Source organism: Thalassotalea coralli (assembly GCF_055786205.1).
Map to the genome: position 1 here is coordinate 383,222 of NZ_JBVVBK010000002.1, position 13,949 is coordinate 397,170.

General features: G+C 39.9%; 10 protein-coding genes. 6 read left to right on the forward strand and 4 right to left on the reverse strand.

Annotation, left to right across the window (positions count from 1 at the left end; genetic code table 11):
• From ACOB80_RS07120 to ACOB80_RS07130, 3 genes are read left to right on the forward strand one after another with little or no spacing between them, the layout of a single operon-like run.
• On the forward strand, positions 1-720 hold the full coding sequence (locus ACOB80_RS07120) for a SapC family protein (RefSeq protein WP_473165118.1): 720 nt from the start codon (positions 1-3) through the stop codon (positions 718-720).
• Between the two features lie 6 nt (positions 721-726).
• Positions 727-1,728, forward strand: a complete 1,002-nt coding sequence (locus ACOB80_RS07125; RefSeq protein WP_473165119.1) for a cupin-like domain-containing protein — start codon at positions 727-729, stop codon at positions 1,726-1,728.
• 22 nt (positions 1,729-1,750) lie between these two features.
• Positions 1,751-3,238: a tryptophan halogenase family protein gene (locus tag ACOB80_RS07130; protein WP_473165120.1), complete on the forward strand. Its 1,488-nt coding sequence runs from the start codon at positions 1,751-1,753 to the stop codon at positions 3,236-3,238.
• A gap of 101 nt (positions 3,239-3,339) precedes the next feature.
• Here ACOB80_RS07130 and ACOB80_RS07135 read toward each other — a convergent pair whose 3' ends face one another.
• Both ACOB80_RS07135 and ACOB80_RS07140 read right to left on the reverse strand, forming a co-directional pair.
• Complete coding sequence (locus ACOB80_RS07135; RefSeq protein WP_473165342.1) at positions 3,340-5,967, reverse strand: glycoside hydrolase family 3 protein; 2,628 nt, start codon at positions 5,965-5,967, stop codon at positions 3,340-3,342.
• A 16-nt stretch (positions 5,968-5,983) separates the two neighbouring features.
• Complete coding sequence (locus ACOB80_RS07140; protein ID WP_473165121.1) at positions 5,984-7,249, reverse strand: sugar MFS transporter; 1,266 nt, start codon at positions 7,247-7,249, stop codon at positions 5,984-5,986.
• Between the two features lie 321 nt (positions 7,250-7,570).
• On the opposite strand from ACOB80_RS07140, the gene ACOB80_RS07145 reads away from it, so the two are divergent.
• From ACOB80_RS07145 to ACOB80_RS07155, 3 genes are all read left to right on the forward strand, one after another.
• Positions 7,571-8,902: a GH1 family beta-glucosidase gene (locus ACOB80_RS07145; protein ID WP_473165122.1), complete on the forward strand. Its 1,332-nt coding sequence runs from the start codon at positions 7,571-7,573 to the stop codon at positions 8,900-8,902.
• Between the two features lie 48 nt (positions 8,903-8,950).
• The gene (locus ACOB80_RS07150) at positions 8,951-10,273 is read left to right on the forward strand and encodes an MFS transporter (RefSeq protein WP_473165123.1); all 1,323 of its coding nucleotides are present in this window, start codon (positions 8,951-8,953) and stop codon (positions 10,271-10,273) included.
• 109 nt (positions 10,274-10,382) lie between these two features.
• On the forward strand, positions 10,383-11,384 hold the full coding sequence (locus ACOB80_RS07155; protein WP_473165124.1) for a LacI family DNA-binding transcriptional regulator: 1,002 nt from the start codon (positions 10,383-10,385) through the stop codon (positions 11,382-11,384).
• A gap of 36 nt (positions 11,385-11,420) precedes the next feature.
• Here ACOB80_RS07155 and ACOB80_RS07160 read toward each other — a convergent pair whose 3' ends face one another.
• Both ACOB80_RS07160 and ACOB80_RS07165 read right to left on the reverse strand, forming a co-directional pair.
• On the reverse strand, positions 11,421-12,746 hold the full coding sequence (locus ACOB80_RS07160; protein WP_473165125.1) for a serine hydrolase domain-containing protein: 1,326 nt from the start codon (positions 12,744-12,746) through the stop codon (positions 11,421-11,423).
• Between the two features lie 495 nt (positions 12,747-13,241).
• Positions 13,242-13,928: a hypothetical protein gene (locus ACOB80_RS07165; protein ID WP_473165126.1), complete on the reverse strand. Its 687-nt coding sequence runs from the start codon at positions 13,926-13,928 to the stop codon at positions 13,242-13,244.
• Between the last annotated feature and the right edge of the window lie 21 nt (positions 13,929-13,949).

Consider the following 13,949-nt stretch of genomic DNA (forward strand, 5'->3'; position numbering starts at 1 on the left):
ATGGCTAAACATGAATTATTAAACAATATTACTCACCAAGGCCTTAAGGTTATCACGGATAAATCGGCATACTTTGGCGATAATAAAACTTATTCGTATGTCTACCCATTTGAATTTAAACACGTACAAGCCGACTACCCTATTTTTTTCATTCAAGATCCAAAAACCAAAGCGTTTAATGCCATCGCATTATTTGGTTTTGAACAAGATGAAAACCTGTTTTTAACTGACCAAGGTTGGGATGCTAGTTATATTCCACTTATGGTAGAACGAGAGCCTTTTTCTATTGGCTTTCAGGAAAACAATGGCACACCTGAACCCGTCATTAATATTGATGTTGAAAATCCGAGGGTTAACAAAGAAACAGGGGTCGATATATTTCTTGAACACGGTGGTAATAGTGATTACATCACGCGTATTAGCTCAATTTTAAAAGCGTTACACGACAGCAAAGCGACCACAGAGCTGTTCATGGAAAAAGTACAAGAATTCAACTTAATTGAGCCTTTAAATATCGACATTCAGTTAAGTGACGGCAGCAACAATCGCTTATCAGGCTTTTTCACCATTAACGAAGATAAACTAACGCAGTTAAATGGCGAACAACTCGAGTCTTTAAACAAATCTGGCTTATTGCATGTTATTTATATGGTAATTGCTTCACATGCCAATTTAACGTCTTTAATTCAGAAAAAAGACAAACTACTTCAACATAAATAAATGAGCATGCAGCAAGTAAAAGCACTGACAGAGTTTGATAGCAAAAGTGTCGCTAGTTATCTAGACAGCGAACACAACCCTGTTGTTTTTAAAAATTTAGCAAAACATTGGAAGTCAGTATCTTTAGCTAAAGGTTCTAACGAAACCCTACAGAGCTATTTGCTTGAATTAAGCCAAGCAATACCTGTGGCTGTAGGCGAAATTCCTGCTAAACATGAAGGAAGACTGTTTTATACCGACTCACTCACTGCATTTAATTTTAACCGCAAAAGCGCGAGCTTTAGTGAATTTATTGAACGAGTAAATGAAGCTAATTTTCACCGCACAGGTGAAGGCATATATTTAGGTTCAACGGCTATTCATCAGCTTTTACCTGAATTTACTCAAGACAACTCGCTAGATATATTTGAAGATAAAAACCCGCTAGCCAGTATTTGGCTAAACAATAAAACACGCATCGCAGCACACCAAGATTTACCGAATAACATTGCAGTATGTGTTTCTGGAAAAAGAAAATTTACCTTGTTTCCACCAGAGCAATTAGAAAACCTCTATATTGGCCCGCTTGATTTAACCCCTGCTGGCCAGCCCATTAGTTTAGTGGATATAAATTTTCCAGACTTCGAGCGCTTTCCACAGTACAAACAAGCGCTAGAGCATGCACAAACCGTTATCTTGGAGCCTGGCGATGCGCTGTTTATTCCTAGTATGTGGTGGCACGCGGTAGAAGGCATAGAAGATTTTAATACGCTAGTTAATTTCTGGTGGCAAGACGCGCCGAGTTATGCCGGAGCTCCCGTTGATAGTCTGTTACACGCCATGCTGAATATTCGATCATTACCTGAGCAGCAGCGAGATGCTATCAAAACATTATTTGATTACTATGTGTTTAACGATAGCCAAAAAGCTGCGGAGCATATTCCTGATTTAGCAAAAGGCATACTAGAAGACTCTGAGCTATCTGCGCGAAAAATAAGAGCTATGTTAATAAACAAGTTAAATCGTTAACCACCGAGATGAGATTTAGACAATGAAAACATCACAACGAGAAGTAAAAAATGTAGTTATCGCCGGTGGTGGAACAGCTGGTTGGATGGCAGCCGCGGCTATTTCCAAAACCCTAGGAAAACATATTAATGTGACTTTGATTGAGTCAGATGAAATTGGCACGGTTGGCGTAGGAGAAGCAACTATTCCTACGCTTCAGTACTTTCATCAGCTATTAAAAATTAATGAAGCAGAGTTTTTAAAAGCAACGCAAGGTACATTCAAATTAGGTATTAATTTCGAGAATTGGCATAGCGTTAATCACCACTATATGCACGCTTTTGGTGTTACTGGAAGCGATTGCTGGGCAGCAGGATTTCAGCATTTTTGGCTAAAAGGAAGAGAAAAAGGAATCGCTGGCGATTTTGGTGATTATTGTTTAGAAGCCCAAGCAGCTAAAAATGAGAAGTTCGCTCAGCTACCAAACAACGGCCTTAACTATGCGTACCATATGGATGCAACCTTGTACGGTAAATACCTAAGAACACTTGCAGAACAAGCAGGTGCTAAACGCAAAGAAGGCAAAATTAGTCAGGTCAATTTAAACCCAGCAACGGGATTTATAGAATCACTTACTTTAACGGATAACAGTGTCATCGAAGGTGATTTATTTATCGATTGTACCGGCCAACGAGCTTTGCTCATCGAGGGTGCTCTTCATACCGGCTACGAAGATTGGTCACATTGGCTACCTAATGATTCAGCCATTGCCGTACAAACCAAATCAACAGAACAACCTAAACCTTATACACGCTCTATCGCACATGAATTTGGTTGGCAGTGGAAAATCCCACTACAAAGCCGCGTTGGCAACGGTATTGTTTACTGCAGCCAATATGTCTCTGATGAAAAAGCCAAAGACACTTTATTGTCGAATATTACTGGCGAGCAGCTCACTGAGCCACGAGTGATTAAGTTTAGAACGGGTACTCGACGTAAGCATTGGTACAAAAACTGTGTTGCCGTTGGCCTATCTAGCGGATTTTTAGAGCCTCTGGAATCCACTAGTATTCATCTTATTCAACAATCAATAGTCCGACTGCTACGCATGTTTCCTCAGCAAGGCATTGATAAAGGTGATATCGAAGAATTCAACCAGCAAACGCGATTCGATTGGGAAACAACCAGAGACTTTATTATTTTGCATTATAAAGTGACGCAACGAGTCGATAGTCAGTTTTGGCGTCATTGCCGCAATATCGATATCCCAGAAGGGTTAGCACATCGTATCGAATTATTTGAAAAAACAGGCAGAGTATTTCGTAAAAACAATGAGTTATTTGACGACTCGTGGATGCAAGTCATGATTGGTCAAGGGCTAATACCGAAAAGCTACCACCCTATCGTCGACAACATGAGTGATGACGAGCTACAAAAGTTTCTAAACCATATTCGTGGCAACATTGAAAGCATGATAAACCGATTACCTCCACACCAAGATTTTATCAACCACTTTTGTAAAGAGTCTTAACTGTCTTTCCTTAAACTATAGACTGCATGAAGTTATAAAATGAGAATACTAAAAAGGCTACACAATTGTAGCCTTTTTTAATGACGGTTTGAGAATCAACACTACTGTTGGCAACTAATATTTGCTGACTCGGCTAATTTTGGTACAAAGGCAACATCAGCAATTTGCAGTTTCATTTTTCCTTGAGAGAAAACGCCAAAAGGCGACACTAAATCGCCAAATCGCATTCCTTTGTTAGCAAAACAAGCTAAATCAATGGTTACCCTCGACCAACCATGCTTTGCACGTTTACTAATTTCTTCAGTAATATCGATACTAGCACCACAGTTATCATCAGGGGACTCTGCTTCTTGGCAGCGCATTGCGACAATCACCTTATCATTTGACGGAGCTAATACATTTACTTGGAACGACAAAGCGCTTTTTGCTTCAAGAGCTGAACGAAGATCTTCCCTAAAGTTGCTCTTACTGACAAAGCTAATGCCGGCATTTTCATTGCCATCAGTGATGATTTGTCGAGCATCTTCTTGTACTAGGTTATCTACCGTGCGATAAGACAAAGCGCCTACTTTATGGGTATTAGCATTGGGCTGAAACTTAGTCTCGCCTGAGTTTAACCACATGAGCCAAGGCTTATGCATTTGGCCATCGAAGAACACTTCTTTTTCTGATACAGCAATATTACCTGCTGATGAAACGTCTAGATCATCAGATAACACGTTTTTATCCTCTACACTTAATCCAAAGCCATAAGGCAGTAGCGGATCATAGCTTTCATCACCTTTGTTAACCGTTGCTTGTGATGCTGTTTTTGGCCAAGAATAGGAAAGTTTGCCAGTAAAGTCGTGCTGCATAGCACCTTTTTCATCGGTAAAGATTAAATCAGCAACGGCTTTACCTTCAGAGCCAGGTAACCAAACGGCAACAAACGCATCTGAAGCATTTAACTCTGCATTTACCCACATTGGTCTACCACTGATAAACAAGGAAACTACAGGAATTCCGTCAGTTTTTAGCTTTTCTAATAAAGCTAAGTCTGTTTTCTCACCGCGCTGATAGTCGAGATTATCTCGATCGCCATGACCTTCTGCGTAAGGATCTTCACCAAATACAACAATAGCAACGTCAGGCTTTTGTTGATATGAACCGTCTTCACTTAAACTAACGATACCGCCAGCATTTGTGACTTGTGCTTTGATGCCATCATAGATTGAACTACCACCAGGGAAATCATCGTTGTTATTTCCAGTACCTTGCCAGGTAATTGTCCAGCCGCCGGCTTGTTTGCCTATGTTATCTGCGCCATCACCTGCAACCAGTACATTTAACTTAGGAGACAACGGCAAAATATTTTCTTTGTTTTTCAATAAAACCAACGACTCTCTGACAGCTTGTTGTGCTACTTCGCGATGAGCCTGAGCACCAATAAGTTCTGTTTTACCCGAAAAAGGCCTTTTCGCTGGACTTGGTTTATCAAACAACCCAGCCCTAAATTTAACACGAAGAATTCTAGTGACTGCGTCATCTATGCGTGACATAGCAATTTCACCTGACTTCACTTGCGCAACAGTATTTTCAAACAAAGGCTTCCAAGCAGCCGTTGGCACCATAAATATATCTAAGCCTGCATTCACGGCTTGCGGACAATTTTCATTAGTACAACCTTTAATTTGTCCATGACCATTCCAGTCACCTACGACAAAGCCATCAAAGCCCATTTTGGCTTTCAGTACATCTGTTAAAAGGTATTTATTGCCGTGGTTTTTCTTACCATGCCAACTGTTAAAAGAGGCCATTACTGACTGACTACCTGCCGTTAGGCCGCCGACGTAACCTTGCGCATGTAAATCGAACAGCGTTTGTTCAGAATCGACATTATCGCCCTGATCATCGCCTTTTACTGTGCCACCATCGCCAATAAAGTGTTTTACCGTGCTAATAACACGCTTATCACTCAGAAAATCACCATCAGCATGACCTTGAAGCCCTTTAACAATGGCCGCGGCGTATTCGCGAACAATTTTGCCATCTTCTGAATAGCCTTCATAAGTACGTCCCCAGCGATCATCACGAACCACAGCAACTGTAGGTGCGAAAACCCAATCAATGCCAGTAACCATCACTTCTTTAGCTGTAATCGCGGCAATTTGTTCGATTAGCGCAGGGTTATTTGCCGCGCCTAAACCAATATTGTGAGGAAATAAGGTCGCACCGATGACATTATTGTGCCCATGAACAGCATCTGTTCCCCACATTGTTGGAATTGCAATACCGTCAACTGAATCGTCAATTGATGCTTGATATAAGCTCTCGGCCAATGCTATCCAATCTTGTGGTGTAGAGTGCTTATTATTATTGGGAAAAGCACCACCACCATTAAGGTATGAGCCAAAGCCATATTTGCGCATATCTTCTACAGTAATATCTCGAATTTCAGGTTGGATCATTTGCGCAACCTTTTGTTCGAGCGTCATTTTTGCTACCAGTTCTTTTACCTTCCGTTCAATGTCAGCATCTTTTGCGACTTCAATATTAAGCGTTGGCCATATGTCTAACGATCCAGCATCAGGTATACCATCGCTTTTGGCACTAACACTTTCTGGTGCATCGTTTGCTTTAGCTTGGGTATTTTGTGATTCATTAGTATTACAGCCCGATAGCCCAAGAGCAGAAATAACACCCGCTAAAACAAGGCTTGAGCAATTTTTTTTATTAAATGTTTTTTTTATCATGGTGAACCTCTGCCTACATTGAGCTTTTCGGTTTGCTGCCAATTAAACCGTAAAAAACGATAAAGGCGTAACAAAAAATGGGTAAAAAGAACGACAGTTGCACACCGATACGGTCTGCAAAGAATGCTTGAAATAAGGGCACGATTGCACCACCCACTATGGCTAAACACAAAATGCCTGAGCCTTGCGCTGTATGCTCTTTTAAGCCATTAAGCGCTAAGCTAAATATGGTTGGAAACATAATTGAGTTACATAGGCCTATAGCAAGTACCGCCCACATGGCAACACTACCTGTTGAAACAATAACAATGATCAGTAAAACAATAGCGCTAAAAGCGTTAAAGGCTAACACTTTTCCAGCAGCCACTTTTTGCATTACCGCTGCGCCAATAAATCGACCCACCATAGCGCCGCCCCAGTAGTAAGTAATGTATTTAGCGGCATCTGCCTCTTCTAAATTTGCTATGGTCGGCTCACCTAGAAAATTAACGAGAAAACTGCCAATTGAGACTTCAGCGCCGACATACATAAATATGCCAACTGCACCTAAAACTAAATGTTTAAACTGCCAAGCAGATTGGCTGTCATTTGCATCCATTGTTTCTACTTTTTCAGCCTCAAAACTTATTTCCGGTAGTTTTAGCCAAGAAAAGATTGCTGCAAGAACGATTAACATTGTCGCTAACAACAAATAAGGCATTTGCACAGATTCAGCCTGTTGGTTAGCTGACATTTCGGACGATACTGACGACAAAATAAGAAACGCACCAAAATAAGGTGCTACTGTCGTACCCAGTGAATTAAACGCTTGTGTTAAGGTTAATCGAGAAGATGCCGTTTCAGGTTTGCCTAAAATGCTCACATAAGGGTTAGCAGAAACTTGTAGCAAAGTAATTCCACTTGCAAGAACAAACAGCGCTAATAGAAATACTGGGTAGCTATGCATTGACGCGGCGGGATAAAAAATAGTGCAACCTACGGCAGCAATTGAAAGGCCGCCTACAATACCTTTTCGATACCCTAAACTTTTCACCAACTTACCCGCTGGGATAGACGTTATGAAATAGGCGCTAAAAAAACAAAACTGGATCAGCATTGCTTGCAAATAGGATAAATCGAAAACAGCTTTTAAATGGGGAATAAGAATGTCATTTAGACAAGTGATAAACCCCCACATAAAAAATAAACTCGTTAATGCCACCAGTGCGAAGCGGTAGCCTTGGTCTTCGCCATTTGTGCTACTACTATTACTGGTACTTGCGTTCGCTAAGCTAACCATGTTCTCCCCTATTATAATTTTAAGTTATGCCGCTTTAGTTAAAGTGCTATTTGATATTTTTAATTCTCCGGATAAAGCTAATTAGAAAATTTCTAGTTGACCTCATCAAGATTTGCCTCTAACCTAAAATGTAAGCGCTTTCAAAACCACTTTAACACGATGTTAAAAAAAATTTCAAGGCATTTGTAAGCGCTTTCAATAGTAAAAAATAGTTTTAGAAGGGAAATAAACGTGTTGACTGTATTTGCTGATTTAACCATCACATTTAGTTTGTTTGCAAAAACTCACGCCATAAATGTTAATAAGAAAAGGCTTTAATCAATGAAAAGTTTAAGCCTACCTGATCATTCAACTCTATTAAGCCGTGAGTTTACTTTTGGCGTTGCAACAGCTTCATTTCAAATTGAAGGTGGATACGCTTCGAGACTTCCGTGTATTTGGGATACCTTTTGTAATACACCTGGCAAAATAGCTGATAGCTCTAATGGTGAAGTCGCCTGTGATCACTTTAACCGTTGGTTGGCTGATATCGATCTCATTGAATCGTTGGGTGTAGACGCCTATCGTTTATCTATTTCATGGCCACGCGTCATTAACCTTGACGAAACACTTAATGAAGATGGCGTACAATTCTATATAGATATCTTAGATGAATTAAAGCGCAGGAATATTAAAGCCTTTGTCACACTTTATCATTGGGATCTGCCCCAACACCTTGAAGACAATGGTGGCTGGTTAAATCGAGAGACTGCCTATAAGTTTGCCGATTACGCAGATAAAGTTTCTATTGCATTTGGTGATCGTGTTCATTCTTACGCTACATTAAACGAACCTTTTTGCAGTGCTTATCTCGGTTATGAAGCTGGCATTCACGCGCCAGGAAAAGTTGGGCAAGCAAACGGCAGAAAAGCCGCTCACCATTTATTATTAGCCCATGGCTTAGCCATGAAGGTTTTGGCTAAAAACAGCCCCAATTCCATGAACGGTATCGTACTTAATTTTACGCCGTGTTACCCACAAACAAATAGCGACGAAGATTTAAAAGCAACCGCTTTTGCTGACGACTACATTAACCAGTGGTACGCCAAGCCTATTTTAGCGGGAAGCTATCCAGATATTTTGAACGAATTGACTCCGGAAAATCGACCGGAAATAGTTAAGGGAGACATGGACGTCATCTCGCACCCTATCGACTTTCTAGGCGTTAATTTTTACACTCGGCTCATCTACACTGCCGATGATAAAACCATTTATCAAGAAGTCGACGTGCCCGAGCCAAGAACTGACATTGGTTGGGAAATTTACCCGCAAGCCTTTACCGATTTATTAATCAACTTAAACAAGCGCTATGACCTGCCACCAATTTACATTACTGAAAATGGTGCTGCAATGGCAGATAAGCTCGAAAATGGTGCGGTACAAGATGTAAATCGCATTGATTATTATCAAAGTCACCTCAATGCGCTTGATGTGGCAATAACGGAAGGAGTAAACGTTAAAGGGTATTTCGCTTGGAGTTTGATGGATAATTTTGAATGGGCTGAAGGTTATTCAAAACGATTCGGTATCGTACATGTTGATTACTCAACACAAACGCGTACGATTAAAGACAGTGGCTTAGCTTATCGAGATCTTATTCAATCAAGAAAATAAGCGAGCATCACTGCATAACAATTATAAATAAAATAAAGAGCTAATAAGATGGTAAGTGTAAGAGAGAAAATCGCCTACGGGCTAGGCGACACGGCAAGTAACATAATATTCCAAACGGTTATGATGTTTCTCATGCTCTACTACACGGACGTAGTTGGACTTTCACCAGCCGTGGTAGGCACAATGTTTTTGGTCGTGCGTATATTTGATGCTGTAACAGATCCACTTATGGGTAATATCGCCGACAAAACCCATACTAAATGGGGACATTTTCGCCCTTACCTACTATGGCTAGCATTGCCTTTTGCTTTGATAAGCATCTTAGCTTTTACCGCTCCTGATTTAGAAGGCACAAGTAAGATTGTTTATGCCTTTACCACCTATACGCTTTTAATGGTGGCTTATACTGCCATTAATATCCCTTATTGTGCGCTTGGCGGTGTGATAACAGATGATGCTAAAGAACGCGTAACGGTTCAATCTTATCGTTTTGTGTTTGGTATGTTAGGTGGCGTGATTGTCGCCGCTTGCACTATGCCTATGGTTGAGTATTTTGGTCAAGGTGACAAAGCCAAAGGCTACCAAATTACCATGGCATTAATGAGCGCTATGGGTCTTATTATGTTTCTTCTGTGCTTTTTCGGTACGAAAGAACGCATTGAGCAACCGAGAGAACAAAACGTTTCCTTTAAAGAAAGTGCAAAATCGTTATGGCAAAACGATCAATGGCGAATTTTGTGTCTTGCTGCCCTGTTCTTGTTAAGTGGACAAGTGCTGCGCTTTACCTTAGCGGTTTATTACGTTAAATATTATTTAGGTCAGGAAGAACTTATTACTTCATTTATGACACTAGGCGTAATTGCCAGCATGGTAGGCTGTGCAGTTGCACAACCTCTTGCTAAACGCGTTTGTAAAATAAAAGCCTATATCGCACTGCAATTAATTGCGGCATGTATTTGTGCCGCGAGCTTTTTCATTGGCAGTGACCAGATCGTGCTAGCATTTGTTGCCTTTATCCTGTGGAAATTTTTTCTAGATATGGCGACACCGTTACTCTGGGCTAAAATGGCAGATACCATAGACTACGGTCACGATAAAACAGGCATACGCATTACAGGCTTGGTTTATTCTGGTGTTATTTTCTTTATCAAAATGGGCGTAGCGCTAGGTGGTGCAATAGCTGGTTGGTTGTTAAGTTTTTACGACTATCAGGCAAACGTTGAACAAACTGAAGCAACCAAGCAAGGTATTTTACTTTCTTTTACTGTGTTACCTGCACTAGGTTCATTTATTGTTGCTTGGGTTATGCGAAAATACACATTAACCAGTGAAAAGTTAGAAGAAATTCAAACCAAGCTAAAACTTGCTTAATGCTAATTGAATGGTTAAAACCATCACTTAAACAACTAGTTAAAACCAAGCTAGTCATGTATTATTTCGAAAGATATAACGTATAAATTAAACGGATATAAAAGCGGCTATGGCGACAATTTACGAAGTCTCTAAACTTGCAGGTGTTTCTCTTGCCACTGTCTCACGGGTAATGAATGGCAACGCGAATGTCAGTGAGAAGACAAAAGAAAAAGTGCAAGCCGCTATGAAAGAGTTAGGCTACCGCCCTAACCTTACCGCTCAATCTCTCGCGTCTAATCGTTCTAACAGTGTCGGTATTTTAGTCTCTGAATTACATGGTCCTTTCTTTGGTCAAATGATGGCAGGTATCGAATCAACCCTTAGAGCCGCCGGTAAGCACGTGATAATTACCACTGGCCACAGTGAAGAAGATAAAGAAAAAGACGGAATTGAATTTCTAGTGAGCCGAAATTGTGATGCCATCATCGCGCATGTTGAAGGCGTTACAGATGAATACCTGATGGAAATGAATGAAGGTAAATGCCCTGTTTACCTAATGAGTCGATACGTTGATTCGTTACAAGATAATTGTATTAGCTTAGATAACGAACTTGGTGGCTACTTAGCGACAAAAACCGTAATAGAGCAAGGTCACAAAGACATTGCCTATATTGCTGGCCCACAATTTAAACCAGATGCGGCAAATCGCCTTGAAGGCCATAAACGTGCTTTACAAGAACATGGTTTACCTTTTAACGAAGAGTTGTTTTATATCGGCGACTTTAAAGAAACCGGCGGGCAAGATGCACTAAAAGAGTTTATGGATAAAAACTACACCTTTACCGCTGTTGTCTGTGCCAATGATGAAATGGCATCAGGTGCAATGAAATACGCACGTGAGCATGGTTTAAACCTACCTAACGATTTATCGGTAATTGGCTTTGATAACATCAATTTTGCTAACTATTTATATCCTACGCTGACAACGATAGAAAACCCTGTCGCTCAAATGGGTGCTATGGCCGCAAACTTAGTGCTTAAAAATGTGTATAAGCAAAAAAAGCTAGCCGTCAATCAAATATTCGAGCCAAAAATCATCGTCAGGAATTCTGTCGCAAATATCAGCTAAACAATGTTATTTTTTGCAATTACTTCTTCTCTATAACTACGGCTTAGATAACAAATACTCAGCTAGCGCCTGATATGCAGGTAACGATGTTGGATCGATTAAAGCATTTTTTGCCTGTGGAAATGAAGCAAATCTAACGATAACCATTTCAGCTGTTGGATCAATGTAGATGGTTTGGCCATGAACGCCTCTTGCAGCATAAGCATTGTGTTTGTTATGAAAAATCCACCACATACTGCGATAACTGCCGTTTGGAATTGAAGAGTAACCCGCTTGTGCAAACGCGTTTTTATCACCGCCTTTAGTGATATTATCGACCACTTGCGAGTCAAACAAACGCTTACCATCTAAAACACCTTTGTTTAGCATTACTTGACCTATTTTAGCTAAATCCATGAGCCCGGCACTTAGACCACCACCAGCGAAAGGTGTACCGATGGCATCTATGGTCATATAAGCACCCTGCTCAGCCCCTATGTTTTGCCATAACCGCTCAGAGATCACATCCGTTAACTGTGCATTCGTAGCGCGTGCGACAAGCCAACCCAAGACATCAGTGTTAATGGTTTTATAACCAAAAACATTGCCATGCTCAGCTTCTTTTTTAACGGTAGAGAGGTATTCATAGTAACCAACGGGCCCTTGATAAGAAGCAGGCTTAGGTAATGGATCGGCTGCGGCTGAATATACCCAGATATCCGCATTAGGATCTGCGTAATCTTCGCTATATTTAAGCGATGTTGTCATATCCATAACCTGACGCACCGTTGCATCACCAAAAGCGCTTTGCTTAAGCTCAGGAATAAGTTTACCAACCACCTCGTTTTCATTTAGCTTGCCTTCAGCAATAAGTATTTCAGCCATTAGTCCCGTAATAGATTTGGTCATAGACATAGCAGCATGTTTGCCCAGTCTACCCAAACAACCATCATACTGTTGATAGACAATTTTACCTTTGTGAAGTACAAGAACGCCGTCGGTGTAATTGGCATCTAGAGACTCTTGCCATGTCATCGGCTTGGTTGAACCTGTTGGCACAAATTTAATCAGGTCGATGTTTTGATCTAACTCTTGTTCAAAACGCGAAATAGGTTCTAGGCCTCTGCTAATCGCTTTGGTTGGCATTAATTCTCGAATATGACATACCGTCCATCGTAACTTTGGAAAGCTAAAATAGTCAGATTGAGGCTGCTTGATGCGTTTATCTTGTGCGGGCGGCGCGCCTCGCATCCAACCCAAAGCGTTTGGATCAGATTCTTTTGCAGAAAGTACTTGGCTAGACTTACCGTCTTGTCCCATAACGTTTGGCGCATAAACACACAAAACACATGCTAAAGTAATAGATAAGGCTTGTTTAAGCATTTCACTTTCCTTGTAGATTAAACTTAGATGTAAATTAAATTAATACTGAGTCTAGTACGTAGTAAAACAAATATTGGATGAATTGACGATTAGATGAACCATATATTGAATGATAATAGATGCGGCTTGGCCAAGTAACGAGTACACTAACCCGCAATTAAAGTTTGCCTCTAAATATTTAAAACGAAATTTTCGAGAAGTAATGAGTAATAATCAAAATAATATCAATCAACCAACTATTCTCTGGCACGATTATGAACCTCCCTCATATTTAAAGAGACAAACAAGAGGGACAAGATTTTCTTGTACTCAATTATGTACAAAGATATTTCTAGATATTACTCTATATACATTTGCCCATAAATATTATTCATCCAAATAAATTATTGCATACCAATCAATAATCTAGACAGAAAAAACAGTGTAGCTTCAATATGTAATTAAGCGTATTGTCGAATATTTATATCTTTATATGGATATCAAGGTGAGTTTTTCTTAACTTTTCACTCTGCCGACTAATTCAACGTCATCTTTATCGTAATTTAAAAGAATCTGAACATCTTCAGAATGATCAAATAGGAAGCCATTTTCGGTTTTTGAAACTTTTACTGTTTGTTGGGAAATAGAACGTAGTGATTCAGCGTAACCAATAAACTCATCATCTTTAGCCCTTATTTCATACGCGTTTCCATAATTATCTATCATTGAAACAGCTTTAATATCAATTCGAACAGTTTCTGAAAATTCATTTAAATCGCTGGCAGTACCAAATATCCTATAATCAGCACCAAATGTGCCTTCCACTTTTTCTAGCTTAAAAGGTGTAATGCCAGAGAAAAGGACAGCATTATCAGATATATGGCTGTAGTAAAATCCGTTTACACTACGAGCAAGAATTCTTTTACTTGAAGATATTGTTTGGTCAATCGAGTCTAATCGAACAGATTTAACAATAGCTTCAGGTGAATATGTTTTAACAGGAATGACATTATTCTCTTTAGTTACAGGCAAAACCACAATATAGTTATTTGCTAGCTTCCCCCTCCCAACCTCACTAAAGAAAGTTACATAACTTATAATCAATAATGGCAATCCAAAAATTGTTACTAAATTACCTAGAAAGCCAGTTTTATTCCAAAAATTAAGTGAATTAAACCTTTGCCATAATTTCAATTTATTCAAAATTTTAATATCCAGATCAAC